This is a genomic window from Streptomyces sp. NPDC048483, assembly GCF_040651455.1.
Taxonomy (GTDB): domain Bacteria; phylum Actinomycetota; class Actinomycetes; order Streptomycetales; family Streptomycetaceae; genus Streptomyces.
This window is the reverse complement of the sequence record NZ_JBEZJZ010000006.1, coordinates 104,151-128,881: the sequence shown is the minus strand read 5'-3', so window position 1 is coordinate 128,881 and position 24,731 is coordinate 104,151. Positions and strand designations below refer to the sequence as shown.

General features: G+C 71.8%; 20 protein-coding genes and 2 pseudogenes. 15 read left to right on the top strand and 7 right to left on the bottom strand.

Annotated elements, in window-relative coordinates; all coding sequences use genetic code 11:
• Positions 1-122: 122 nt before the first annotated feature.
• From AB0D04_RS05335 to AB0D04_RS05320, 4 genes are read left to right on the top strand one after another with little or no spacing between them, the layout of a single operon-like run.
• On the top strand, positions 123-1,166 hold the full coding sequence (locus AB0D04_RS05335) for a class I SAM-dependent methyltransferase (RefSeq protein ID WP_362699595.1): 1,044 nt from the start codon (positions 123-125) through the stop codon (positions 1,164-1,166).
• Entirely contained in the window at positions 1,156-4,212 is a 3,057-nt protein-coding gene (locus AB0D04_RS05330; RefSeq protein ID WP_362699593.1) for an AMP-binding protein, read from the top strand. The genes AB0D04_RS05335 and AB0D04_RS05330 overlap by 11 nt, the downstream gene beginning before the upstream one ends.
• Before the next feature lie 54 nt (positions 4,213-4,266).
• Positions 4,267-5,265: a dTDP-glucose 4,6-dehydratase gene (locus tag AB0D04_RS05325; RefSeq protein WP_362699591.1), complete on the top strand. Its 999-nt coding sequence runs from the start codon at positions 4,267-4,269 to the stop codon at positions 5,263-5,265.
• A gap of 41 nt (positions 5,266-5,306) precedes the next feature.
• Complete coding sequence (locus tag AB0D04_RS05320) at positions 5,307-6,536, top strand: nucleotide disphospho-sugar-binding domain-containing protein (RefSeq protein WP_362699589.1); 1,230 nt, start codon at positions 5,307-5,309, stop codon at positions 6,534-6,536.
• Here AB0D04_RS05320 and AB0D04_RS05315 read toward each other — a convergent pair.
• Entirely contained in the window at positions 6,533-7,273 is a 741-nt protein-coding gene (locus AB0D04_RS05315) for an NAD-dependent epimerase/dehydratase family protein (protein WP_362699587.1), read from the bottom strand. The two genes, AB0D04_RS05320 and AB0D04_RS05315, sit on opposite strands and share 4 nt — an antisense overlap.
• 168 nt (positions 7,274-7,441) lie before the next feature.
• Between AB0D04_RS05315 and AB0D04_RS05310 the strand changes: the two genes are divergently transcribed.
• The 8 genes from AB0D04_RS05310 to AB0D04_RS05275 all read left to right on the top strand — a co-directional run bounded on the left by AB0D04_RS05310 (position 7,442) and on the right by AB0D04_RS05275 (position 17,265).
• On the top strand, positions 7,442-8,668 hold the full coding sequence (locus AB0D04_RS05310; protein ID WP_362699585.1) for a nucleotide disphospho-sugar-binding domain-containing protein: 1,227 nt from the start codon (positions 7,442-7,444) through the stop codon (positions 8,666-8,668).
• A gap of 11 nt (positions 8,669-8,679) precedes the next feature.
• Positions 8,680-9,933 carry a nucleotide disphospho-sugar-binding domain-containing protein gene (locus tag AB0D04_RS05305; protein ID WP_362699583.1) on the top strand — a complete coding sequence of 418 codons (1,254 nt, stop codon included), beginning with the start codon at positions 8,680-8,682 and terminating at the stop codon, positions 9,931-9,933.
• Positions 9,934-9,944: 11 nt separating this feature from the next.
• The gene (locus tag AB0D04_RS05300; RefSeq protein ID WP_362699581.1) at positions 9,945-11,183 is read left to right on the top strand and encodes a glycosyltransferase; all 1,239 of its coding nucleotides are present in this window, start codon (positions 9,945-9,947) and stop codon (positions 11,181-11,183) included.
• A gap of 30 nt (positions 11,184-11,213) precedes the next feature.
• Complete coding sequence (locus tag AB0D04_RS05295; protein ID WP_362699579.1) at positions 11,214-12,455, top strand: nucleotide disphospho-sugar-binding domain-containing protein; 1,242 nt, start codon at positions 11,214-11,216, stop codon at positions 12,453-12,455.
• Positions 12,452-13,531, top strand: coding sequence for an NAD(P)-dependent oxidoreductase (locus AB0D04_RS05290; RefSeq protein ID WP_362699577.1), 1,080 nt, complete (start codon positions 12,452-12,454; stop codon positions 13,529-13,531). The genes AB0D04_RS05295 and AB0D04_RS05290 overlap by 4 nt, the downstream gene beginning before the upstream one ends.
• Before the next feature lie 20 nt (positions 13,532-13,551).
• Entirely contained in the window at positions 13,552-14,856 is a 1,305-nt protein-coding gene (gene rfbH / locus AB0D04_RS05285) for a lipopolysaccharide biosynthesis protein RfbH (RefSeq protein WP_362699575.1), read from the top strand.
• Between the two features lie 106 nt (positions 14,857-14,962).
• Positions 14,963-15,514, top strand: coding sequence for a PH domain-containing protein (locus AB0D04_RS05280; protein ID WP_362699573.1), 552 nt, complete (start codon positions 14,963-14,965; stop codon positions 15,512-15,514).
• The gene (locus tag AB0D04_RS05275; RefSeq protein WP_362699571.1) at positions 15,511-17,265 is read left to right on the top strand and encodes a PH domain-containing protein; all 1,755 of its coding nucleotides are present in this window, start codon (positions 15,511-15,513) and stop codon (positions 17,263-17,265) included. Before AB0D04_RS05280 ends, AB0D04_RS05275 begins: the two co-directional genes overlap by 4 nt.
• Before the next feature lie 45 nt (positions 17,266-17,310).
• On the opposite strand, the gene AB0D04_RS05270 is transcribed toward AB0D04_RS05275, so the two are convergent.
• From AB0D04_RS05270 to AB0D04_RS05255, 4 genes are all read right to left on the bottom strand, one after another.
• Entirely contained in the window at positions 17,311-17,916 is a 606-nt protein-coding gene (locus tag AB0D04_RS05270) for a response regulator transcription factor (RefSeq protein ID WP_362699570.1), read from the bottom strand.
• Complete coding sequence (locus AB0D04_RS05265) at positions 17,913-19,109, bottom strand: sensor histidine kinase (RefSeq protein WP_362699568.1); 1,197 nt, start codon at positions 19,107-19,109, stop codon at positions 17,913-17,915. The genes AB0D04_RS05270 and AB0D04_RS05265 overlap by 4 nt, the downstream gene beginning before the upstream one ends.
• A 95-nt stretch (positions 19,110-19,204) precedes the next feature.
• Positions 19,205-19,939: an ABC transporter permease gene (locus tag AB0D04_RS05260; RefSeq protein WP_362699566.1), complete on the bottom strand. Its 735-nt coding sequence runs from the start codon at positions 19,937-19,939 to the stop codon at positions 19,205-19,207.
• The gene (locus AB0D04_RS05255; protein ID WP_362699564.1) at positions 19,939-20,853 is read right to left on the bottom strand and encodes an ABC transporter ATP-binding protein; all 915 of its coding nucleotides are present in this window, start codon (positions 20,851-20,853) and stop codon (positions 19,939-19,941) included. Before AB0D04_RS05255 ends, AB0D04_RS05260 begins: the two co-directional genes overlap by 1 nt.
• A gap of 478 nt (positions 20,854-21,331) precedes the next feature.
• Here AB0D04_RS05255 and AB0D04_RS05250 point away from each other — a divergent pair, with 478 nt between their 5' ends.
• The 3 genes and pseudogenes from AB0D04_RS05250 to AB0D04_RS05240 all read left to right on the top strand — a co-directional run bounded on the left by AB0D04_RS05250 (position 21,332) and on the right by AB0D04_RS05240 (position 23,150).
• On the top strand, positions 21,332-21,748 hold the full coding sequence (locus tag AB0D04_RS05250) for an enediyne antibiotic chromoprotein (protein WP_362699562.1): 417 nt from the start codon (positions 21,332-21,334) through the stop codon (positions 21,746-21,748).
• A gap of 185 nt (positions 21,749-21,933) precedes the next feature.
• Positions 21,934-22,853 (top strand): annotated as a pseudogene (locus tag AB0D04_RS05245) (histidine kinase); the annotation flags it as partial.
• Positions 22,836-23,150 (top strand): DUF2637 domain-containing protein, encoded by a 315-nt coding sequence (locus AB0D04_RS05240; RefSeq protein ID WP_362699667.1) that lies wholly within the window; start codon positions 22,836-22,838, stop codon positions 23,148-23,150. The pseudogene AB0D04_RS05245 and the gene AB0D04_RS05240, both read left to right, overlap by 18 nt.
• A gap of 373 nt (positions 23,151-23,523) precedes the next feature.
• On the opposite strand, the gene AB0D04_RS05235 is transcribed toward AB0D04_RS05240, so the two are convergent.
• Together AB0D04_RS05235 and AB0D04_RS05230 are read right to left on the bottom strand one after the other, a co-directional pair.
• A complete protein-coding gene (locus AB0D04_RS05235) occupies positions 23,524-23,649 on the bottom strand; it encodes a hypothetical protein (protein WP_362699560.1) in 126 nt (41 codons plus the stop codon).
• Positions 23,650-24,491: 842 nt separating this feature from the next.
• Positions 24,492-24,716: pseudogene (locus AB0D04_RS05230) on the bottom strand (hypothetical protein); the annotation flags it as partial.
• Between the last annotated feature and the right edge of the window lie 15 nt (positions 24,717-24,731).

The following is a 24,731-nucleotide window of genomic DNA, read 5'->3' as shown; positions in this document are numbered from 1 at the left end:
CGCGCCGTGCGTCGAGCGGGGGTCGGGCGGCGCTGGACTCCAACGACGCTCCAGGGTTTTTGCACCCCGGTCCTCCACAGTCGCCGTCGAGGGACCGCGGAGCGGACAGGGAGGAGACCAGCATGGAACTCACCAAAAAGCGGCTGTTCGAGATGGTGACGGGCTACCAGACAACCGCCTTGCTGCGCACGGGACTTGAGATCGGTGTGTTCGACGCCCTCGCGGACGGCCCCACCGACGCGGCGACGGTGGCCGGCCGACTCGGCATCGACCGGCGGGCCTGCACCACCCTGCTCGCCTGCCTGGCCCTGCAGGGCCTGCTCATCCGGGACGGCTCACGGTTCGCCCTCGGCCCCGGCGTGCGGGAACTCCTGGTCAGCACCGAGCCCTCCTACGCGGGCGGCATCCACCGCGTCGCCGCCGGCGCCATGGAGTGGCAGGCGCTCGGTCGGCTGGCCGAGGCCGTGCGCCACGGCGGACCGCTGGACGGATTCGACAGCACCGTTCCCGACTTCCCGTACTGGCACGACTTCGCCGCGACGGGCACGTTCGCCACCGACCGGCTCGCGGCCATGGTCGCCGACGCCCTGGCGGCGACGACAGCCGAACGACCCGGCCCGCGGATCCTCGACGTCGGCTGCGGCTCGGCCGCCGTGGGCATCGAACTCGCCGCCCGCCACCCCGGCGCCCGCCTCTGGGCCCAGGACTGGCCCACCGTGCTGGCCGTGGCCGAGGAGCGCGCGAAGGAGCGGGGGGTGCACGACAGGACGACCCTGCTGCCGGGCGATGCGTTCGGCATCCCCCTCGGCGGCCCCTACGACGTGATCGTCGCCGCCAACCTGCTGTTCCACTTCTCACCGGAGCGGGCCGTCCTCCTGCTGGAGCGCCTGGCCGGGTCCCTGGCCCCCGAGGGCTCCCTGGTGATCGCCGGCTTCGCGGCCGGCGAGGCGGCTCCCGCTGAGGAACTGAGGGCGCAGCTGCTCGACTTGATGATGCTGTGCACCACACCCGGCGGGCAGATGCACAGCACGGACGCGTACACCCGCATGCTCACGGCCGTCGGCCTGACCGAGCACGAGATCCACACCCGGCCCGGCTTCCCGCCCAAGGTCATGGTCGCCACCCGCCCCCGCGGCGCCGACCTGAGCGGTCCGCATGACCAGTAACCCCCGTCACGGTTCCCGGCACACGTACCGGCGCGGTGACACGCTGGTGGAGCAGTTCCGCTGGTCCGCGCGGCACCACCCCCAGGCGCTCGCCCTGGTCCACCACGACCGCCGGGTCCGCTACGCCGAACTCGACGCGCTCTCCGACCACTACGCCGCCGAGCTGGCGGACCGTGGTGTGGGGCCGGGCGACTTCGTCCCCGTGCTGCTGCCCCGTACTCCTGACACGGTCGCGGTCCTGCTCGGCGTGCTCAAGCGCGGAGCCGCCTACGCCGCGCTCGACCCGGCCTGGCCCGCCGCCCGCAATGAGGAGCTGGTGCGTCAGCTCGCGGCCCGCCTGGTCGTCACAGACGCCCCCGGCCCCTGCCCGCGGGTGCCGGCCTGGGCGCCCCGGCCCCCGGCGCGGGGCGAGGAACGCCCGCACTCCCCGGTGCCGGTGGCGGGTGCGGACCCCTGCGCGGTCTTCTTCACCTCGGGCTCGACCGGGATGCCAAAGGGGGCGGTGATTCCGCACTACGGCCCGGCCCGGCTGTTCGACGACTGCGACTACGGCGAGTACGGGCCGGGGTATGTGGTGCCGCAGATGTTCCCGCTGCACTGGGACGGGCCGATCCTCGACCTGTGGGGCCCGCTGAGCTGCGGCGGAACCGCCGTCATGGTCGACGAGGTGCTCCAGCCGGCCCTGTTGCGCCGGATGGTGGCCGAGCACGGGGTCAACGCGACCTGCATGCCCACCGCGGTCTTCAACCTGATCGTCGATGAGGACATCGATGCCTTCGAGGGGTTCCGATGGATCGTCACCGGCAGCGAGAAGGTCTCCCCGGCCGCCGTGGGGCGGCTGATGCGCCGCCACCCGGGGATCGCCGTCAGCAACGGCTACGGACCGGTGGAGTCGGCGGGGCTGGTGACCGTGCACCCCCTCACCGAGCGCGATCTGACCGACCCGGACGGCCTCCCCATCGGCCGTCCGCTCACCGACAGCGGGGTCCGGATCGTCGACGGCGGACGGCCGTGCGGTCCCGGCGAGCGCGGGGAGATCTGCCTCTCCGGTCCCGGCCTAGCGCTGTACTACGTGGGCGCTCCCGAGCTGACCGCCGAGAAGTTCGTCACCCTCACCGTCGAGGGGCGCACCGAACGGCTCTACCGGACCGGTGACCTCGGCTGGGTCACCGAGGACGGCACGCTCTACTACGGAGGGCGCGGCGACTGGCAGGTGAAGATCCGCGGACACCGCATCGAGCCGGGTGAGGTCGAGCACCACGCCGATCAGGTGCCGGGCGTGCAGCGCAGCGCCGTACTGGCGGTGCAGGGAGGCGACGGGCTGGGCGCGGCGCTGTGCCTGTGGTTCGTACCCGACCCCGCCGCGCCCGCCGACGCGGACGGTCTGCGGCGCGCGCTGGCCCGGAGACTGCCCGAGTATCTGGTGCCGCGCGACATCATCCCCGTCGGCACCTTGCCGCTCACCCGCAACGGCAAGGTGGACCGCCGTGCCCTGGAGTCCACGCTCGCCCCGGCCCGTCATCGGCGGACGGACCCGGCGGGACCCTCCGGCGACGCCCCGCACACCGCACTGGACGCCCTGTTCCGCCAGTTGCTCGACCGGGACGCGGTGGGCCCGGAGGACGACTTCTTCGCGCTGGGCGGCAGTTCGCTGGACGCGGCCCGGCTGTGCGCGCGACTGGGGGCGGCGCTCGGCGTCACCGTGCCGGTCTCGCAGATCTACCGCACCCCGACGGTGCGCGCGCTGGCCGACTGGCTGGACCGTGACGCCACGGCCGCGGCCGACGCCGCTCCGGTCACCGCCGGACCGTCCGGAGCCGCCGCACTGACCAGCGGACAGGCCGGCTATCTGCAGACGTCGGACGGGTTCAGCTGCCTGCTCTCCTGGTGGATCGAGGGCGACCTGGACACCGCGGCGCTCACCGCGGCTCTGGAGGACCTGCACGCACGCCACGAGACTCTGCGTGCCCGCTACGCACGGTCGGGGCCGCCGTCCGCCCAGCTCTCCTCCCCCGCCGAGCCGTTGGAGATCCATCTGCTGCTGGACCGGCCGTCCGCGGTCGCCACCGCCCAGGCGTTGCTGTGCCGGCCACTGGCGATCGAGGAGGGCCGCGTGTGGCGTGCCGTGCTGGCCCGCGATACCGGCGGCACGGCCACCCTGCTCGGGCTGTCCTTCCACCACATCGCCTTCGACGGGTGGACGGAGCGCCTGGTCGTGGCCGACCTGGCCACCGCGTACGCCGCGCGGCGGGCCGGCCGGGCCCCGGTGTGGCCGGTCGCCGCTCCCTCGCTCGCCGCGCTCGCCGCCGAGGAGGAACGTCGTTTCCGGGCTGTCGATCTGGCGGCCCAGCGTGCCTACTGGCAGGACGCGCTGCGTGGCGTGGTGGGGCTGCGGCTGCCCGGCGTGCGGCCCGGCCCGGCCCCACTGGCGGGGCCGGTCGAGAGTCTGCGGATGCGGGTACCGGCCGAGGTGCTGGCCTACTGGGACCGGACGGCGCGAGCCCTGGGCTGCACCCGCTTCGCCGCGCTGGCCGCCGTCTTCGGGCAGGCGCTGAGCGAGATCGCCGGGCAGCCGGAGGTGGCCGTGCTGCTTCCGGCAGCGGTCCGCGGTGAGCCCCTGCTCGACCGCGCCGTTGTCTCGCGGATGAACACGGTCTGCCTGCGGCTGCGCGCCACGGGGCCGCTCGCCGAACAGGTGCGGCGCGCGGGGCATGCGGTCACCGCGGCGCTCGCGGCCCAGGACCTTCCGTTCCACGAGGTCGTGGCGGACTTCGCCGCCGTACGGCACGACCTGCACGTTCTGCTGAACCTCCCGGTGTTCCTGCTGCACGACCAGCCCCGGGCCGCACTGGACCTTCCGGAGTGCCGGGTCCGGCTGGCCGAGGACCAAGTGGCCCAGGACCAGACGAGCGCGCTGGCGGCCGAGGTGCTGCCCGAAGCGGGCGGCGGGGCGGTCCTGCGGATCACCGTGCGCACGGACCGTGCCCCGGTCGCGCTGGCCGAGCGGCTCGGCCGGTGCTTCGTCCGGCTTCTCGCCGTCCCCTGACCCGGTGACGCACTGCTCAATACGCCCCACGGCTTCAAGGAGAACGACGTTCGGATGCGGATTCTGGTCACCGGCGGCGCGGGCTTCATCGGCTCTTGCTACATACGCCAGCTGCTCGAAGGCTCCCACCCCGGATACGAGAGCGCCCGGATCACCGTTCTTGACAAGCTCACCTACGCCGGGCACACCGGCAACCTCCCAATCGGCCACCCCCGGTTGTCCTTCGAGCAGGCGGACATCTGCAATCTGAACCGGCTGTGCGAGGTGCTGCCGGGGCACGACGCCGTCGTCCACCTCGCCGGCGAGTCGCACGTGGACCGCTCGCTCAGCGGCGCGCTGCCCTTCGCGACCACCAATGTGATCGGCACTCAGACCCTGCTCGACGCCGCGGTGCAGGCCGGGGTGTCCCGCTTTGTCCACGTCTCGACGGCCGAGGTCTACGGCTCGGCCGCGACCGGTTCCTGGAACGAGCGCCACGTGCTGGAGCCCAGCTCGCCCTATGCCGCGTCGAAGGCAGCGAGCGACCTGGTCGCCCTGTCCTACTGGCGCACGCACGGGATGCATGTCTCGGTCACCCGCTGCGGCAACAACTACGGCCCGCGTCAGTACCCGGAGAAACTCGTCCCGCTCGTCATCGCCAGCCTGCTCGACGGCCGGGACGCGCCGATCTATGGGGAGGGCAGCAACCGGCGGGAGTGGATCCACGTCGCCGACCACTGCCGGGCGATCCAGCTGGTGCTGGAGAAGGGGCACGCGGGCGAGGTCTACAACGTCGGCGGCGGCACCGAGCTGAGCAACCTCGCACTCGCCGAGCGGCTGGCCGAGCTGTGCGGCGTCCCGCCGGAGCGGCTGCGTCGCCGCCCCGACCGGAAGGTCAACGACCTGCGGTACGCGCTGGACGGCCGAAAGCTCCGGGAGGATCTGGGCTTCGTCCCGCGTATCCCCTTCGACCAGGGCCTCGCCGAGGTCGTGGCCTGGTACCGGGAGAACCGCGGCTGGTGGCAGCCGTTGCTGCGCCCGGCGGGCCTACGGACGCGGGCCGGACGCGGCTGAACACGGCCGGCTGTCCGGCACGAACGACAAGGAGACAGATCATGCGCGTGCTGTTCGCCTCGGTGGACTGGACCGGGCACCTCTACCCCATGGTGCCGCTGGCCCGGGCGCTTCAGGAGGCCGGCCACGAGGTGCGGGTGCTCTGTTCGCCCCGGGTGGCCGAGGCCGCCGCACAGGCCGGGCTCACGCCCCTGCCGCTGCTGCCGAACGCCGGGGTGGGGCAGGCGCGGATGAGCAACTACCTGCTGGCGCGCGAGGGGCGGTCCCGGGTCAGCGGGCTGCCACACGTGCACCCGCTCACCGGGCGCCCCATGGCCTCCCTGGAGGAGTTCGACTGGGAGGCCTTCGCCAAGGGGGCGGAGGCGCTCAACTCCCGCTGGCACGCGCGCCGCAGACGGACACTGGAGAAACTCGCCGCCGACTGGCGCCCCGATCTGGTGGTGCACGACCTGGCCGGCCTCGACGGGCGGGCGGTCGCCGAGTTCGCGGGCGTGCCCGCGGTGGCCCATCTGTGGGGGCTGGTCGCCGACGCCGAGGCCGACCCGCGCCGGGACTACCGTCCCGAGCGGCTCGACGGGGACTTTTCCCGGTTCGGCCTGCGGGGCACCGGCGCGGAGATCCGGCACATCATCGACCCGACCCCGGACTCGCTGGCCCCGCCGACGCGGGCCACTCGGCTGGCGGCGCGCTACATCCCGTACAACGGCCCGGGTGACGTGCCCGGCTGGATCGGCGAGGGCCGCGGCCGGCCGCGGATCTGCGTGGTCTGGGGCACCTCGGTCACCCAGATTTACGGCCCCGGCTCCTTCCTGGTCCCGCGGGTGGTGGACGCCGTACACGACCTGACCGGGGTGGAGGTGGTGCTCGCCGTCACCGCCGACGACGCCCAGCGGATCGGCGCACTGCCGCCCCACATACGCCTGTTGCCGCATACGCCGCTGCACCGGCTCCTGGAACACTGCCAGGCCGTGGTGCACAACGGTGCGGCCGGCTCGGTGATGACCGCCCTGGCGGCCGGAGTGCCGCAGCTCGCGGTGGCCGTCTCGGACGAGCAGTACGGAAACGGCTCCCGCGTCGCCGAGGCTGGTGCGGGCCTGCTGCTCGACGGCCCACGCTGTGAACCGGGTGCACTGCGCGCCGCCGTCGAACGGCTCGTCACGGACGCGGAGTTGGCCCGCCGCGCGGGAAAGCTGGCCGCGGAGAACCAGGCCCGCCCCGAACCCGCCGCGCTGGTACCCCGTCTGGAGGAGATCGCCACCGCTCAGCGCTAGGTCCGGGGCGTCAGGGAGTTCAGATAGGCACCCAGGGCCCCCCGGTAGTAGGCGGCCTCGAAGTGGAAGCCGGGGACGAGCCGGCGCAGCTTGTCGATGCTGACGGAGCCGCCGTCGCTGGCGCTCAGGTACTCCCGTTCGGCGAAGAGGCCGAGCCGCATCTCCAAGTAGTCGACGATGACCTCGATCGGCACCGGAACCCCGGAAGCGACGTTCACCACCTGGCGGCTGACACCGCCGCTCAGCAGGGCGTTGGTGATGCGCACCATGTCGCGGACTTCCAGTAGATCGCGCCGGGTACCGCTGCGGATCTGGATGCGTCCGGTGCGCAACTGGCCTACCAGGGCCGGGATGAGCTGGTGCGGGCGCTGGTGGGCTCCCACCAGGTGGCTGAGCCGCGCCACCAGATAGTCCGTGCCGGACCGCTGGATCAGCCGCTCCAGCCGCCACTTGTGTTCCGCGTAGGGATTGCGGGGCGTCACGGGGTCGTCCTCGCGGCCGGTGCAGCCGGTGGCGCCGTACATGCCGGACGACGCCGTGGAGAAGAACACCAGCCTGCGCCCTTCCCGCGCACAGCGCTCGACGGTCTGCTCGACCAGTTGGCGCTCGCGGCGGAAGCCGGCGTCCGAGGTGGCGACCGCGCTGGACACGCCGGCGGCCAGCACGACGGCATCGGGATGACGGCCGGCGATCGTCGCCAGGTTCGTGGCGATGAATCCGCGCCCGACGATCTCCATGCCCCACTGCTCCCTGCGCTAGCCGACTGTCGGGGCGCGAAGTTAAGGCCACCTCCTCGAATGCCGGTCCAAGCCGGTTGGAACCGTCCGATCGGGCTGTTCTCCACCGGTCTTCGAGAAACCGGCGGGAACGTGTTCCCGAGCCGATTCAGGACAGGGGTGCAGCGGATGCGTGTGATGTTTGCGGTGTCGGACTTCCGGCCGCACTACTATCCGATGGTGCCGCTGGGCTGGGCGCTGCAGGCCGCGGGACACGAGGTGCGCGTGGTGTGCGCGCCGGGCCAGCGACGGCACATCCAGGCCGCGGGCCTGACACCGGTCCCGGTCCTGCGCGACATGGATCCGCTGCTGTGGGCCCGGCTCGGGGTCCACCTGGCGGCCAGGGCGGGTACCTTGCCGCCGGACCTCGGCCTGGTGCCGCTGCACCCCGTCACCGGCAAGGAGCTCGCCCGCTTCGAGGACTTCGACAGCGACGCCTTCCTGCGCACGGTGCGCGCGGAGACCGCGGCGACCATGGGGCAGCGGATCGGCTCCTCGGTCGGCTTCGCCCAGCAGTGGCGGCCCGACCTGGTGGTGCACGACCTTCTGAACCTCGATGCCGTGGTGCCGGCCAAGGTGCTCGGTGTCCCGGCGGTGTGCCACCTGACCGGGCCGATCGGCACGGAGGAGACCGAATGGGGGCTGGACTTCATCCCGTCCCATTTCAGCCGCGAGTACGACCGGTACGGGATCGAGGAGCGCGGCACCGGCCTGATCGACCGAGTGGTGGACATCTGCCCGCCCTCGATGGCACCGCCCACCCGGGCGTCCCGACTCAGCGTCCGTCACGTGCCCTACAACGGCCCCGGCGCGGTGCCCGGTACGGCCGTACGACGCGGTGACCGCCCGCGAGTCTGCGTGATGTGGAGCGCCACGGTCCCCTTGCTCTACGGGGCCGGGTCCTTCACCGTGCCCACCGTCCTCGAAGGACTCGCGGACCTCGACGCGGATGTCGTCCTGACCATGAGCGCCGAGGCCTGCGAAAGCGTCGGTCCGCTGCCGGCCAACGTCGAACTGCTCGAACGGGCCCCTGTACACACCTTGTTGCCCACCAGCGATGTGCTGGTGCACAACGGCGGCGCGGGAGCGGCCCTGGCGGCGATCGCCGCCGGTGTTCCGCAGCTGTGCCTCACCTTCGGCGCGGAGTACCGGGCCAACGGGCGACGGGTCGGCGCGACCGGCGCGGGACAGGTACTGCCGGGCACCGCCGGAGCGCAGGACATCCGCTCCGCGGTGCTGGACCTGCTCGGCGACCCGGCCTTCACCGAGCGGGCCCGTGCGCTGCGAGACGAGACGCGAAGGCAACCGAGCCCGGCCGAACTGGCGGGCACCCTCGAAGAGATGGCGACGAGCTGACGATGCGCGTGATGTTCGTGGTGTCCGATTACGGCGGGCACTACTCCCCGATGGTCCCCCTCGGCTGGGCACTTCAGGCCGCGGGGCACGAGGTCCGCCTGGTGTGCGGCCCGGCCCACACCGCGGTGGCGGAGTTCACCGGCCTCCCCGTGGAGTCCAACGGCACGGACGTGGACACCGTGACCCAGGCCAGGCTCGGCACGTGGCTGGCGGCCAAGTCGGGAGCGCCTCAGGCGCCGGGGCTACCGCTGCTGGACCCCTTCACCGGCGCGCAGCTGGCCGACCCCGATGACTTCGACTGGCCCGCTCGCGAAGCGCAGTACACCGCGCGGGTCGCGACCGCGGGCCGCGACCGCGCCCGCGGCGTCGTGGGCGTGGCCCGGCGCTGGCGCCCCGACCTGGTGGTGTACGACCTCTTCTCCCCCGAGGGGCTGCTCGCCGCTGAGCTGACCGGAGTGCCCTCGCTCTGTCAGCTGTGGGGGCCGACCGGCACGGACGAGACCGGCTTCGGCGACGCACTGCCCTCCCCGGACATCCCGCGCGAGGTCCGAGAACGGCTGGGCATCGACCCGGAGGCGGACCTGCTCACCGGTGTCATCGACCCCTGCCCCGAGGCCCTCGCACCGCCGTCCCGCGCTCCCCGTCTGCCCATGCGCTATGTGCCGTACAACGGGCCCGGAGGGGCAGCCGGTGCGCCGCCGGCGCCGTCGGCCAGGCCGCGGGTCTGCCTGATCTGGAGCCACTCGCTTACCGAGATCTTCGGCCCGGCCTCCTTCGTGGTGCCCGACGTCGTAGGGGCCTGCGCGGACCTGGACGTGGAGCTGGTGCTGGCGCTCAACGAAGGCGATGCGGCCGCGCTCGGCCCGGTGCCGGAGGGGGTCCGCGTACTGCGCAACTTTCCCGCCCACGCACTGCTGCCCACGTGCTCGGCGGTGGTCCACCACGGCGGGGCCGGCTGCCTGATGACGGCGATGGCGGCGGGAGTACCCCAGCTCGCGTTGCCGCTGGGGCCTGTGCTCGGGTCCATGGCAGAGCGGCTCGCCGGGACCGGGAGCGGTCTCGTGCTGCCGGGCGGTACGGCCACCGTCGAGTCGATCCGCGGTGCGCTCGTCACGCTGCTGAGTGACCCGGGCCGTTCCCGGGCCGCCAGGAGCCTGGCCGAGGCCAACGCCGCCCGGCCGGCTCCGTCCCAACTCGTCCCGGATCTGGTGCGGTTGGCTGCGGGGCAGCCGGTCCGCCCCTCGGCGTCCGTGACGCAATCATGAGAGGCCAAGGGATGCGCATCCTGTTCACGGTGTCGGACTACGCCGCGCACTACTACCCGATGGTCCCGCTGGGCTGGGCCTTCCAGGCCGCCGGGCACGAGGTCAGGGTGGCCTGTGCGCCCAGCCAGACCGCCCTCGTCAGCCGGGCGGGGCTGACGCCGCTGCCCATACTGGGCGGGCCGGACATGATGGTCCGCGGCAGGCTCTTCCACTACTTCGCCGCCGTGCAGAACGGGATCGGCCGGCTCGGTATGCCGCTACACCCGGTCACCGGTGAAGTCCTGGACAATCTGTGGGACTTCGACTTCACCGCGTACAAGCGGGCGAACCGGGTCGGCAACATCGCCGCGATCCAAAAGAGCTTCGACGACACCGTCGCCTTCGCCCGGGACTGGCGGCCTCACATGGTGTTCCACGACATCCTCAGCTCGGAGGGGGTCCTGGCGGCCAAGGTCACCGGAGTGCCGGCCGCCTGTCACCTCTGGGGGGCGATCGGCACCGACGAGGACGCGCCGGGCGTCGACCTGGTGCCGCCGGATCACACGGGAACCTTCCGGCGCTACGGCCTGCCGGCGATGAGCGCCGATCTCATCGAGCGGGTGCTCGACCCCTGTCCGGCTGCCGTGGCCGCGCCCACCCGGGCCGAACGCCTGCCGGTGCGCTTCGTCCCCTACAACGGACCGGGCCCGTCGCCCGACCGGTCCCTGGAGCGGCCCGGACGGTCCGGGCGGCCCCGGGTGTGCGTGGTGTGGGGCAACTCCCTGGCCAAGCTGCTCGGACCGGGCTCGTTCCTGGTGCCGGACATCGTGCGGGCGCTGGCCGGGCTGGACATCGAGGTAGTGGTGACCACGGCCGCCGGAGCCGCCGGCCAGATCGGCCCGGTCCCCCGCAATGTGCGGCTGCTGGAAGACTGCCCGCTCAACGAGCTGCTGCCCAGCTGTGACGCGGTGATCTACCACGGCGGCGCGGGGTGCGGAATGACCGCGGTGGCCGCCGGCACCCCCCAGCTGGCCCTGCCCTTCACCCCCGAGCAGAGCGCCAACGCCCACCGGCTCGTGTCCACCGGAGCCGGTCTGTGCCACTCCGGACGCACGGCCGGGCCTGCCGTCATCCGCGACTCGGTGATGCGGCTGCTGGAGGACGACTCGTACCGGGCCACGGCCCTGGCCCTGCGCGAGCAGGCAGCCCGACTCCCCACCCCGGCCGAGCTGGTGCGCGAGCTGGAAGCCTCAGCCCTGGCCGCCGCCTGAGCCGCAGTCCCCGTTCGAGGAGCCCCGACGATGCGCGTACTGTTCACGACCTCCGACATCTCCACCCACTGGTTCCCGATGGTCCCGCTCGGCTGGGCGCTCCAGTCGGCCGGACACGAGGTGCGCCTCGCCTGCACACCGCGGGCGGCCGGGCAGATCTCTCGTACGGGCCTGACGCCCCTGCCCGTCCTGGACGGCCCGGACCACTTCTTCAAGGCGCGGCTGGCCCGATACCGCGCCCTGACCGCCTCCGGTGCCCCGGTCGAACCGGGCACGGTGCTGCACCCGGTCACTGGGGAGCCAATGGCCAGCCTCGCCGACTTCGACATAGCCGAGTACGCGGCGCGGAACCGGGAGCACAACTTGGCTATGATGCGGGGCAGTTGCGATCGCATCGCGGCCTTCGCCCGCTCCTGGCGGCCGGACCTGGTGGTCACCGAGCCACAGAATGTCGAGGGTGTCCTCGCCGCCCAGCTGCTGGGGGTGCCCTCTGTGTGCCATCTGTTCAGCACGGTCGGTACGCACGAACCGGGCCCGGGGCTCGGCATCGTGCTGGAGGACCACAGCGACTCGTTCCCCAGGCTCGGGCTGCCCGAGATGTCCGCCGACCTGATCGACCACGTGATCGACCCCTGCCCGCCCGGTCTCGGCGGGGCCTGCGAGGCGCCCCGGCTCCCGGTGCGGTTCGTGCCGTACAACGGGCCCGGCACGGCGCCGGACTGGGCGACCGAGCGGCCGGCGGAGCGGCCCAGGGTCCTGGTCTCCTGGAGCACCGTGGTGAGCAAGGTGTGGGGCCGGCAGACGTGCCGGTTGCCGACGATCCTCGACGGACTCGCAGAGCTGGACGCGGAGGTGGTGGTGGCCGCCGCTCCGGAGGACCGCGCGGAGCTGGGCACCCTGCCCCGGAACGCCCGGCTGCTGGAGACGTGGGCCCCGCTGAACCAGCTCCTGCCCGCCTGCGAGGCGATCGTGCATCACGGCGGTGGCGGCAGCATGCTGGCCGCACTGGTGGCCGGGGTACCGCAACTGTCCTTGGCCATCACCCCGGAGCAGGCGGCCAACGGCGAGCGCCTGGCCGCCGACGGCGCCGGCCTGGCCGCCGACGGCAGGGCGGCCACCGCCGGGTCGGTCCGGGGCGCGGTCGCCGCGCTCCTGGGAGAGACCCGCTGCCGCGGAGGCGCAGCGGCCCTGCGCGACGCGGCACTGGCCCAGCCCGGCCCGGCCGAGCTGGTCGGCACGCTGGAGCGGCTGTCTCGGACCGGAGCGGCGTGAGCGGGGTGACAGCGGACCACCGCCACCCGCCGCGCGTAGTGGTGCTCGGCGGCAGTGGCTTCCTCGGCGGCCACGTGTGTGCCGCCTTCCGGCGCGGCGGCTATGACGTGCTGTCGATCGCCCGCCGGCCCGCCTCGGCGGCGTGCTCGGTCGCACTCGACATCGCGGCGGCCACCCCCGCCGCGCTCCTCGACACCGTGGCGGCGGCGGGCCCGGTCATCGTGGTGAACGCGGTGGGCGCGGTGTGGTCAGGCGACGAAGTCCGGATGGTCCGGCTCAACACCGATCTGGTGGAGCGGCTGCTGGAGGTCGTCGAGCGGTTGGAGCACCGGCCCAGGTTCGTCCACCTCGGTTCGGTCCACGAATACGGTGCCGCCGAGGGCGGGATCCTCACGGAGGACGGCCCGACGTTCCCCACCACCGTCTACGGGCGGACCAAGCTGCGGGGCAGCGAGGCGGTGCTCGCAGCGACCGCCGCGGGGCGGGTGGACGGCGTCGTGCTGCGGGTCTCCAACGCGCTCGGCGCCGATATGCCCGGCAACAGCCTCCCCGGCACCGTGGCGCGCCAGCTCGCCGACGCCCGCCGCACCGGAGCCCCGGCGGCGCTGCGGCTGTCACCGCTGGTCGCGGAGCGGGACTTCGTGGACGTCCGGGATGTGGCCGACGCCGTCGTACTGGCCGGTCAACGGCCGGTCGCCGGCTGGCTGATCAACATTGCCGCCGGCACCGCGGTGCCGGTGCGCACCGTCGTCGAGCTGCTGATCAGGATGAGCGGCGTCGGCGCCCGAGTGGTGAGGTCGGCGGGCCCCGGGGATGGCCAGGGCAGCCGGGGCGGCTGGGACGGTCGTCAGCAGGTGTCCGTCGCACGGGCGGCCACCCTGCTCGGCTGGCACCCCAGGCGCTCCCTGCGAGACGCTCTGCGCGAGGTCCTCTCCTCGGCCGGGGCGGCGCCGGAGAGACGGGCTTCCAACCCGGCTCCACAGGTATTCGAGGGCCCGGCGTCAGGGTGGGCTGAAACGACACCGGGCGACCGGGCCCGCGCTTCGGCACGGCTGCCTGAAGAGTTGCAAACGTAAGAGACATGGAGGCTGGCCCGATGGCCGACCAGGTGAAGGCTCGCCTGCTCGACGAGGTGCGCACGTACCACCGCGATCAGGAGCAGGACACGGGCTTCGTCCCAGGCGTGACGCCAGTGCTCTCTTCCGGCGCCGTGCTCGACGAGGACGACCGGGCGGCCCTGGTGGGCGCCGCCCTGGACCTGCGGATCGCGGCGGGTACGCACACCCGCAAGTTCGAGAGCACCTTCGCCAGGACACTCCGGATGCGCAAGGCCCATCTGACCAACTCCGGCTCCTCGGCCAACCTGCTGGCCCTCTCCGCCCTGACCTCCCCCCAGCTCGGGGACCGACGGCTGCGTCCGGGTGACGAGGTGATCACCGTTGCCACGAGCTTCCCGACCACGGTCAACCCCATCCTGCAGAACGGCCTGGTTCCGGTATTCGTGGATGTCGAGCTCGGCACCTACAACGTGGCCGCGGAGCAGATCGCGGCGGCCATCGGACCGCGGACCAGGGCCGTCATGATCGCGCACACCCTGGGCAACCCCTTCCCGGTGGCGGAGGTGGCCGCCCTCGCGGAGGAGCACGACCTCTTCCTGATCGAGGACAACTGTGATGCGGTCGGCTCCACTTACCAGGGCCGGCTCACCGGCACGTTCGGCGATCTGAGCACGGTCAGCTTCTATCCGGCGCACCACATCACCATGGGAGAGGGGGGCTGTGTCCTGACCGGGAACCTCGCCCTGGCCCGGATCGTGGAGTCGATGCGTGACTGGGGCCGCGACTGCTGGTGCGAGCCGGGCGAGGACGACCGGTGCATGAAGCGATTCCAGTACCAGCTGGGTACGCTCCCGGCCGGCTACGACCACAAGTACATCTTCTCTCACGTGGGTTACAACCTGAAGACGACCGATCTCCAGGCGGCACTCGGGCTCTCGCAGCTCAAGAAGCTTCCCGAGTTCACCGAGGCACGCAAGCGCAACTGGCGGCGGATGCGCGAGCGGCTGGACGGCGCCCCCGGCCTCCTCCTCCCCGAGGCCACCCCCGGGTCCGACCCCAGCTGGTTCGGCTTTCCGATGACGGTGCTGCCGGACGCGGGCTACACCCGTGGTGCGCTGGTGGACTTCCTCGAAGCGCGAAAGATCGGCACCCGCAGGCTGTTCGCCGGAAACCTCATCCGGCACCCCGCGTACCAGGACCGCCGGTATCGCGTCGTCGGCACTCTCGCCAACAGCGACGTGATCACCGAACACACCTTCTGGACCGGCGTCTACCCCGGCCTCACCATCGAAATGATCGACTACGTCGCGGACTCCATCCGGGAGTTCGTCGCCAAGAGCTGACGTCCGAGTGCGACGGCACGTCCCGGCCGCCGGGACATCTGTCCCGGAAGAGTCGGGACGCGAACCTCTGGGAGCGGGCCGCCGGTTCGGCCAGTGTGGAGTGGTGATGAAGACAACCATGGACAGGACGGACGGCTCCGCCGGGCGGGCCGTGGTGCGCCTGCGGACGCCCAGGGAGACGGCCAGCCGCCGCGCCCCGCTGTTCTGGGCGACCCGCGCCGGACTCGGCTGGGCCGTACCGCTGCTGGCGGAAGCCGGCTGGTTGCTGAACGGCCGGGTCGATACGGTGCCGTACCTGCCGGTGGCCTGCCCGCAGTATCTGCTCATCGCGGTGACCGCGGTGCTGGCGCTCCTCCACCTGTCCGTCATGCCCCGCTGGCGCTTCCGGGTGCACCGCTGGGAGGTCGCACCGGTCGCCGTCTATACCCGAACGGGCTGGCTCAACCAGGAACGGCGGATCGTCCCCGTGTCGCGCATCCAGACCGTGGACACTCAACGGGGACTGCTCGCCGCCCTCTTCGGTCTGGTCTCCGTCACCGTGACGACCGCCTCGGCCCGCGGTCCGGTCCGGATCCACGCACTGGACCGGGATGTCGCGGAACGGCTGGTCGAGGAGCTCACCGTCCAGACCGGCCAGACCCCCGGAGACGCCACATGAAGGACCGGAACGCTGCCGCCGCCGAGGGAGCACCGGCGACGGACACCGAGCAGGAGACCGCGTGGCGGCGGCTGAGTCCGCGCATGCTGGCGGTCCATCCCCTCCACGAGGCGCTCCGGTTCCTGCCGGTGGTCCTGGGCGTCTTCGTCCTCGGCCACGACAGCGAGAAGCCCTGGGGCCTGATCGGTCTCGCACTGGCCCTGGTGATCGGCCTCGGCCGTTACTTCACCACCACGTACCGGGTGACGGCCGATTACGTACAGGTCCGCCGCGGGCTGCTGCGCCGGGAGGTGCTGTCCGTTCCCCGGGACCGCATCCGGTCGGTCGACATCAGCGCCCGGGTGCTCCAGCGGGCGCTGGGGCTGCGGCGGCTGGCAATCGGCACGGGCCGGTCGGACCGGCACGGCGACGGACTGGCACTGGACGCTCTGGACACCGCGGCCGCCGAGCGGCTGAGGAGTGAGCTTCTGCACCGCACCGGGCAGCCCGCCCAGGCCGCGCCGCAGCCCGGCGTCCCCGGGGACGCCGATGCCTCGGTGCCGCGTCCCCGTCCCGCCGAGGCCGAGCGCCCCCGCGCCGCGAAGCCGCGTCCCCCGGGCCGTGAACGGAGCCGCGAAGAGCGCGGCGACGAGAGCCCGGGAAAGGACCGCGGGGATGCGGACCTCGCGGGGGAAGAGCTGATCGCCGCGCTGCGGCCCGCATGGGTACGGTTCGGCGCCTTCACCCTCAGCGGACTGGCGGGCGCCGGTGTGCTGCTGACGTCGGCCGTCACCTTCCTCAACTCCGCGGAACTCGGCCCCGACCGCTTCCCTCCGGTGCGCGCTCTCGCCCGGCAGCTCTCCTCGCTGCCGACGCCGCTGGCGGTGCTGGAGTGCCTCGTACTGGGCGTGCTGGCGGTGTCGCTGCTATCCGCCCTCGGCTACGCCGCGTCCTTCTGGAACTTCCGGCTCACCCGGCTCGCGAACGGCACCCTGCGGCTGACCCGGGGCCTGGCAACTACGCGCTCTGTCACCATCGAAGGGCGCCGGCTCAGGGGGGTCGAGATCAGCGAGACGCTGCCGCTGCGCCTCGTCCGCGGCGCCCGCTGCGTCGCCATCACCACCGGCCTGCGGGCCGGACGAGGGGCGGAACACGGCGGCTCGCTGCTGCTGCCCCCGGCGCCGCTCGCCCGCGCCCGCGAGGTAGGCGCGGCCGTGTACGGGAACGCGGCACCGATGGACTGCCCGTTGACCCGGCACGGCGACGGGGCCAGGAGGCGCCGGCTCACCCGGGCCCGGACCACGGCCGTGGTGGGCGTCGCCCTGACCGGTGCACTGACGCTGTGGGCCGGGTGGTGGCCCGCCTGGAGCTGCGCGGCTTCCCTGGTGCTGCTCCCGCTCGCCGAACTGGTCGGCCGGGACCGATACCGCAATCTCGGCCACGCCCTCCTGGACGGGGGCCACTTGGTGACCCGGCAAGGGTCGCTGGTGCGGCGCCGCCAGGTCCTGTCCGGTGACGCGGCCGTCGGCTGGGTCTTCCACCAGTCCTTCTTCCAGCGCCGGTCGGGCGTGACCACCCTCACCGTGGCCACGGCTGCCGGGCGGCAGTACTACAACGTCCTGGACCTTCCTACGGACGAGGCGACCGCACTGGCCGCCGCCGCCCGTCCCAACTGGCTCGAACCCTTTCTCGTCAGCGAGGACGACGCCAACGGCGGTACCCCCACCGGCACCGGGGCCGCCACCGCGCGGCGCCTGCCCGCACGCAGCTGAACCCGCGGCCCCCACGGTCCTCGTGGAGCCCGTGACCGCCCGGCCCTACAGCCAGCCGTTGTCACGGGCCGTATGGGCCGCCTCGAAGCGGTTGGCGCAGTCCGTCTTCTGGATGGCCGAGGAGAGGTAGTTCCGCACCGTCTTCACGGAGAGGTGCACCCGCGTCGCGATGGCCGGGATCGGTGAACCGTCGATCGCCGCGGCCAGGACCTCCCGTTCCCTGGGGGTGAGCGGGTTGGGCGCGGCCCGCAGCGCGGTGGCGGCCAGCGCGGGCTCCATCACGGTCTCTCCGGCCATCACCTGCCGGATCGCCGCCGCGAGTTCCTCCACCGGCCGGTTCTTCCCGATGAAGCCGCTGGCCCCGGCCGCAAGCGCGCGCCGCAAATGGCCGGGCCGGTCGAAGACCGTGAAGACCAGGATCTTCGTCTCGGGAAGCTTGGTGTGCAATGCCTCCGCGGCGTCCAGCCCGCTGCCGCCGGGCATCTCTATGTCCAGCAGGCACAGGTCCGGGCGCAGCTCCAGGGCGGCGGACACCGCGCCGGGCCCGTCACAGACCTGGCCGACCACCTCGATGTCCGGCTCCAGCCCCAGCAAGGTCGCGATGGCACCGCGCACCATGGCCTGGTCCTCTGCGAGCAGTACCCGGATCACGTCGTGCCTTCCGTAAGGGAGTGGGCGAGGGAGCCCCTGGAGTCCGTGGAGTCCGTGAGCGGGACGGCGGCCAGGAGGCGAAAGCCGCCGCCCGGCGCGGCACTCGTCCGGAGGGAGCCGCCGAGGGCGGTAACCCGCTCGGTGAGACCGGTCAGCCCGTTCCCGCCCGGTCCGGAGAGCGGGCGCCGGACGGGCCCCTTGCCGTCGTCGAGCACCTCCAGGACGGCACGGCCACCCTCCGTGGACAACGCGACCCGGCAGTGGGTCGCCTGTGCGTGCCGGACGACGTTCGTCAGCGCCTCACGGACGACCCAGCTCAGTGCCGTCTCCACTTCCTGGGGCAGCTGGTCCGTCGCAGCGTCCACCGACACCGAGACACCGGCGTCGCCCAGCGTCGGCCGGGCCTCCTCGATGACCGCGGGCAGGCTGAGCCGCCGGTATCCGGTGACCGCCTCCCGCACCCGGTCCAGGCACTGACGGCCCATGTCCTCGATCTGCTGGAGCTCCGCCTCCACATCCATCCCACCAGCCCGGTACAGCCTCCTTGTCACCTCCGTGCGCAGGGTGAGCTGGAGCAGGTCGTGGCCCAGCGTGTCGTGCATGTCCCGGGCGAAGCGCAGCCGCTCCTCGGTCACCGCGGCCCGCGCCAGTTCGCGGCGGGTGCGCCGCAGCTCGGCGTTGAGGTCGAGGATCCGGCGGTAGGTGGTCATGGAGAGGCCGACCGCCGCGGTCATCACCACCAGCGAGGTGGTGTCCGCTCCGTTGACGTGCTCGGCCACGAAGGCGGCCAGCGAGACCGATGTCGCGAGGGCCGGCAGGGTCAGCCTGGGAGGTACGGCGACCGCGCAGGTGGCCGCCAGATACGTCAGCAGGATCGTCCAGTCCTTGCCGAGCCACAGCGGGAGGGCCACGGACAGCGCCGCGAGCGGCACCAGCAGCGCCAGCCGGAACCGGTCGTCGAGCCGAGCGGAGTGGTAGGACCAGGAGATGGTCACCTGGGAGACCGCGAAGAGGGCCAGGGCGAAGGCGGCCACGAGGACGGTGATGAGCGGGCTGTCCGACGCGGAGAGCGAGGGAACCAAGCCGAAGAGGGGAATGACGGCGGCCGTGGCGCCCACCGCCGCGCCCCGGGTGGAGGGGAGCCCGGCGAGTCCGCCCGCCCCCTCCGTGCGCGCGCCGAACCTCTGGCTCATCGGCTTCCCCCTTCCGTGCCCCCAAGCCGGGGCCACGCCGTGCGCCCCTCACTCTAACCTCAGCTTTTTCCAGGGACAGGGCCGCCCGAGGGGGCTCAGCGCGCGGTGTCCCGGCGGAAGGCGAACCCGGCCAGCAGCGCGAAGCCCAGCGTCCAGCCCCCCAGTACCAGAAGGTCCGACAGCGGGGACGCCCCGCCGTCCAGCAGGGCCTGGCTGAGGTGGGCCCAGCGGCTGGTCGGCAGCGCCCTGGATATGTGCTGGAGGGTGTCCGGGAACAGCCGAGTCGGTATCCACAGCCCGCCCAGCGCGGACATGCCGATCACACAGGCCATCACGGCGGGACCGCTGGTGGTGGGCGAGGTGAGGAATCCCAGGGCCATGCCCAGCAGGGCGAACGGCAGGCTGCCCAGCCAGGTGATCGCGCCGATCTCCAGCCACTGGGTGGCGCTCAGCTCGACACCCTGCGCCAGTCCGCCGATCAGGAAGATGGCGAGGAGGGAGAGCAGGGACAGCAGCAGGCCGCTGACGGTCTTGCCGATGAGTACCTGGGGCGCACGCAGCGGAGTGGTGCGCAGCTGGGCGATCCAGCCGATGTTCCGGTCGAGCGCGACGTTGACGCCATTGGTGATGGTCACCATCAGCACTCCGTAGCAAGCCATCCCAGCCATGACCCCGGCATCCGCGCCGCCCGCGGCTCCCGAGGACGCCCTGTTCCCGGCCGTGGAGACCATCAGGTACAGCAGCGCCGGAACGGCCACCGTGAGCACCACGAACCTCGGGTCACGACGGAGCCGTCCGAGTTCGAAGAAGATGTAATGGCGCGTCAGCATCAGTGCTTCACCTCTTGTGCGGTGCCGGTGAGCGCACGGAACGCCTCTTCGAGGCTGCCCCCGGACGTTTCGAGATCCCTGACCGTGAAGTCGCCGGACAGCAGGGCGTTGATGGTGGCATCGGAGTCGGTGGTGTGGAGACGGACCCGGTCATGGTGCCGCTCCACACCGCATACACCGGGCAGCAGCTCCAGTCCCGTTGGGGCCGGGCCGTCGGGGCGGAAGCTGACCGTACGCTTGCCGACGGTCCGTTTGATCTCCTCGCCGGTGCCCTCGACCAGGACCTTGCCCTTGGCCAGCACGGTGATCCGGTCAGCCGCCTCGTCGGCCTCTTCCAGGTAGTGGGTGGAGAACAGCACGGTGCGGCCCTGCTCGGCGTAGCTCCTGATGCCGTCCCAGAACCGGGTCCGCGCCTCGACGTCCATCGCGACCGTCGGCTCGTCGAGCACGAGCAGGTCGGGCGCTCCAGCGGCCGCGAAGGCGAAACGCACCCGCTGCAGCTGGCCGCCCGACAGCTTGTCCACCCGACGGCTCAGGAGGCTGCCGAGATCGGCCACGTCGACCAGCTCGCCCAGGGGCGCCGGCTGTGGGTAGAGGCGGCGGGCCAGCTCCAGGACCTCCCGGACCTTGGCGCTGGCGGGGAAGGCGCCGCCTTGCCGCATGGCCCCGACCCGGCCGGCCCGCACGGCAGCGGCCGGCGTGCCGCCCAGCACTTCGATCTGTCCGCGGTCCGGGGATAGCAGGCCCAGGAGCATATCGATCGACGTGGACTTCCCCGACCCGTTCGGGCCGAGCAGCGCCGTCGTCTGCCCACGACCGATCGACAGGTCCAACCCGTCGACCGCTTTCACCTGGTCGAAACTCTTGAACACGCCGGAAAACCGCATTGCGTGATCCGTGGCCATCTGTGACATGCCAACACGCTAAATAACTGGCACCTCCGCCGACAGTGACACCGACCCTGAATTCCCCGGGACAATTGTCCCGCGTTTCCTGGGACATTTGTCCCGCCAAACTCAGGCCATGACCGCACGCCTTTCTGGCCCCGCCATTCCCTCTCCCTCGGTTACCTTTCGCCTCCTCCCGAGGGCCTCCCGGCAAGGACCGAGCACCTTCGGGCCCCAGGCCCCAGGCCCCAGGCCCCAGGGCCTCGACGGAGCATGACTCGAAATCCAGTAGAGATTCCCTTTACGCATCAACGAGGCACCATTATGACCAACGTCACTCCTACCCTCATGCTGAATTCCGGGAGGGCGCCAAGTAGATTGACGACGGGTGATCACAAAGGTCATCCTGAGCGAGCGACCCGGGTCCCATTCAGCATTTCGCAATCAGTGCTACGTCAGGAGATAAGCGATGACATCGCAGAACAGTCTGCGTTCCATAGTGCGAGTGTCTGCGGTTGCCGCGGCATCCCTCACTCTCGCCTTCAGCGGCGCCACGGCGATGGCCGCATCGGCACCGACCATGAAGGTGACGCCGTCGAGCGGCCTGAGCGACGGCGCCACCGTCTCCGTCACCGGGGCCGGCTTCGCCAAGAACACTCCCGTCTTCCTCGCGGAGTGTGCGCAGGTGAAGGGCGGCACCGTGGTGTGCAACAGCCACGATGTGAAGGTCGTGGCCACGACCGCTGACGGCAAGATCCCGTCAACCTCGCTGACCGTGAGGAAGACGTTCAAGGGCTACACCCCGGATCACAAGCTGTGGGGCACGGTTGACTGCTCGACCACGCCCAACGGCTGTGTGATCGGCGCGGCAACCGACAAGGCCCCCGCGGGGGCTCGCACAGCCATCACGTTCAAGAAGTAGCTTCCGAGTATCCGAAGGGCCGCACCCACAGCGCGGGGTGCGGCCCTTCCGCTGCCTCGGAACCGGTGCGGCTCCCCCGAGCCCGGCCCCGCCCCGTCGGCCGGTGGTTTCTCTGCCTTCCGGCAGAGGAACCATCCCCCGCAAGTCGCAGGGGCACAGCGCCGGTGGCGCCGATGATCGGCGGTATGCCGTCCAGTGCTCCGTCAGTGTCCGCAAACCGTCCGGCCCGCCGGGGCCCTTCGCCGGTCCCGGAGACGCGGGGCGGGGGCTTTGGCTGGCGGCGGGTGAGGCGATCGCCGCCGGGTGTGGCTCACGTACGGGATCGATCCGTCGCTGTTCGGCATGCGTCGCGGCGGTGGGGTCATGGTGGTCCTGGCGCTCGTCGGACCGGGCTGGTGCTGGTGCGGCGCCGGTTCCCGGTGGTGGCTGTGCTGGGGCTGTCGGCGCTGGTGGGCGTGGTGCCCACGGCCGTACGGGCTCGCGCTCGGTGCGGTGCTGGCCGCGACCACGGTCCTGGTGCCGGCCGGGCCTGGCCGGCACCGCGGGCGGGCAACAGGACCAACTGGTGCCGACGCTGCGGGAGCGTACGGCCGCCACCGAGGAGGCTCGGCGGCTCGCGGACAGCGAGTCGCGGATGCACGAGCGGTCGCGGATCACCGCCGAGATGCACGATCTGGTCGGCCACCGGCTGAGTCTGATCTCGCTGCACGCGGGCGGCCTGGAGATAGTGCTGCATGAGCAGGCCCTGAGCTGCGGGAGGAGGCCGCGCTGGTGCGTGGCGCCACCCGCGATGCGATGCGGGAGCTGCGCGAGGCGCTGGGGGTGCTGGGTCCGCTGGGTCGGGACACCGGTACCGACGCGCTGACCGACACGACGGGTACCTGTGCGGACATCGAGGCGCTGGTGGCGGAGTCGCGAGGGGTCGGCGTGCCCGTGGAGTTCTCGTGGGACGGCGGACGATCTGGACGCACGGCCGGCCCGGGTGCGGCGAGCGGTGCACCGGGTGGTGCGCGAGTCCCTCACCAACGTGCACCGGTATGCGGCCGGGGCCCATGTGACGGTGGCCGCGACCCATACCGGGGAGCGGGTGAAGGTCCGCGTGCGCTTCTCATACGACGCGCTGCGGCAAGTCGCCATTGCCGTCCACGCACGAGAGTCGCTCTCGTACCTGTTCCCGGTCTTCGTTGACGGGTCTATCGCCTATGGGGTGAGGGCGCTGGTGCTGCTCCGAAGCCGTGACTTCGGCTCCCATCTGTACGTCTGGTTTCCCTTCTTGGCGGCCACCGGAGCAAGTCTTTGGGCGAACGCCTTGCACGCGATCACGCTGAACCACGGACCGCTCGCCGGACGGTCCGCGCTGCACCTGGGGGGCAGTGTCGTCGGTGTGCTTGCGGTCGCTTGATGAGGCCGTGCTTCTCCGCAGCAAGCTTGATCGCGGGCACCCAGCGCAGGCGACAGAGCGTGCCTGGATCCCACTTACCCCCTTCAGGGCCCGTGAACAGGAGCGCGTCGGGAGCCAGCCCCTTGGCACGCCGCCTCAGCATCCGGTCCAGCTTGTGGGTGATCACGATGGTCCGGCGAGACTTCCTGGTTTTCGGCGGGCCGAGTACGGACTGGCCGTCCTCGTCCTCCTTCCAGGCCCTCTGGACGCGGATGGCGGGCCTGCCGTTCCGGCGGCGGAGGTCCCGGGGCTGGAGTGCGGTGGCCTCGCCCCGTCGAAAGCCTGTCTCGGCGAGGTCCTTGGCGTCATCGGCGATGCACTCATACAGCCAGGCTCATTCCTCGCGTTCGAGGAAGACCATCTCCTCCTCGTCCTCGGCTCCGTCGAGCCGCGGCAGGCGCGTCTTTGCGCACGGGTTGGAGGCCCGCAGGGGCGGTTCTGCGTCGACGGCGGACTGCATGATTGCGTAGAGCAGACCGTGTTTGTTCTGGATGGTCTTCGGTTTGTATTCCGTCCGGGACCCCGGACGCTTGGGTCGAGAGGGGCCGGAGATCCGGCCTCCAGGCAGTTGACCCAGCCCTACACCATCTCCTGGACGATGCTGCCCTCGCCGTCCTCCACGGAGTAGGGCCCGAACCAGGGCGCCATGTTCTCGCGTATCTCTTTTCTGTACCTGGCGCGTGTCGCGCCCTGGATGCCCCTAGCCGATCGACGTAGGCGAGCGCGAAAGGCCCGAACGTAGTTGCTGACCTGCGCTGGTCCGCGATGAAGGCTTGGCCTCGCACCCGTCCCGGCGGCCACTGCTGGCCGTGCCCGTTCACCAGGTCACGGAAGCGCTCAGCGGCCGTCAGGTCGTCGAAGACCTCGGATCCAGGGGGTCGAACCCCTGGGTTCATGCGTCCCCTCGCGCTCCCCTCGCTCCAACGCCGGACGCCGGACGCCGGACGCCGGACGCCGGACGCCAAACTGATACCCCATCAGGGGCTCAGCACTAAAGACCAGGTCAGACACGGTCTGACCTGATCTTTCTCTGAGCCGCCTTTGGGATTCGAACCCGAGACCTACGCATCACGAGGCCGGTAGTGATCGTGCCGTGCTGTGCCACGCGGTTGCATCAGGTCCTGTTTCTGCAGATCAGAGCACCGATCGCGGTCCCGCTGCTCGCATGCCGTGTTGCACCGTCCACAGGCATCCGCGCTCCCCTTGCGCTCCCCGCCCCTTGAAAAGCGATGAACCGGCCTGCGCGGCTCCTTGGCGACACCATGGTGGCGCAGCTTGTAGAGATCGCACATACGAGATGATGGCCATCACTCGCAGACTCAGCTTGAGCAAGCCGGCGGTAACGACCCGGTAGGCGTTGCCCAAACGCAAGACCGTGCACGGATACCGGCCGCGCTTGGCGAGGTCGTACCCCGTGGTGCGACTGAGAGACAGCGCGCGGTTCGCCGTCTCCAGGTCCACGGCTGCAGGCAGCGCGAGCAGTTCCTCGCGCGTCAGCCCACGGGACGCATCGTCGCGCTTAGTGATCACAGCGGATCTGTA

Coding starts and splice junctions, on each gene's coding strand:
- AB0D04_RS05295 (WP_362699579.1), top strand. CDS start 11,214: ATGCGCGTACTGTTCACGACCTCCGACATCTCCACCCACTGGTTCCCG.
- AB0D04_RS05305 (WP_362699583.1), top strand. CDS start 8,680: ATGTTCGTGGTGTCCGATTACGGCGGGCACTACTCCCCGATGGTCCCC.
- AB0D04_RS05275 (WP_362699571.1), top strand. CDS start 15,511: ATGAAGGACCGGAACGCTGCCGCCGCCGAGGGAGCACCGGCGACGGAC.
- AB0D04_RS05260 (WP_362699566.1), bottom strand. CDS start 19,939: ATGCTGACGCGCCATTACATCTTCTTCGAACTCGGACGGCTCCGTCGT.
- AB0D04_RS05280 (WP_362699573.1), top strand. CDS start 14,963: ATGAAGACAACCATGGACAGGACGGACGGCTCCGCCGGGCGGGCCGTG.
- AB0D04_RS05235 (WP_362699560.1), bottom strand. CDS start 23,649: ATGCAGTCCGCCGTCGACGCAGAACCGCCCCTGCGGGCCTCCAACCCG.
- AB0D04_RS05310 (WP_362699585.1), top strand. CDS start 7,442: ATGCGTGTGATGTTTGCGGTGTCGGACTTCCGGCCGCACTACTATCCG.
- rfbH (WP_362699575.1), top strand. CDS start 13,552: ATGGCCGACCAGGTGAAGGCTCGCCTGCTCGACGAGGTGCGCACGTAC.
- AB0D04_RS05255 (WP_362699564.1), bottom strand. CDS start 20,853: ATGTCACAGATGGCCACGGATCACGCAATGCGGTTTTCCGGCGTGTTC.
- AB0D04_RS05315 (WP_362699587.1), bottom strand. CDS start 7,273: ATGGAGATCGTCGGGCGCGGATTCATCGCCACGAACCTGGCGACGATC.
- AB0D04_RS05330 (WP_362699593.1), top strand. CDS start 1,156: ATGACCAGTAACCCCCGTCACGGTTCCCGGCACACGTACCGGCGCGGT.
- AB0D04_RS05265 (WP_362699568.1), bottom strand. CDS start 19,109: ATGAGCCAGAGGTTCGGCGCGCGCACGGAGGGGGCGGGCGGACTCGCC.
- AB0D04_RS05320 (WP_362699589.1), top strand. CDS start 5,307: ATGCGCGTGCTGTTCGCCTCGGTGGACTGGACCGGGCACCTCTACCCC.
- AB0D04_RS05335 (WP_362699595.1), top strand. CDS start 123: ATGGAACTCACCAAAAAGCGGCTGTTCGAGATGGTGACGGGCTACCAG.
- AB0D04_RS05300 (WP_362699581.1), top strand. CDS start 9,945: ATGCGCATCCTGTTCACGGTGTCGGACTACGCCGCGCACTACTACCCG.
- AB0D04_RS05325 (WP_362699591.1), top strand. CDS start 4,267: ATGCGGATTCTGGTCACCGGCGGCGCGGGCTTCATCGGCTCTTGCTAC.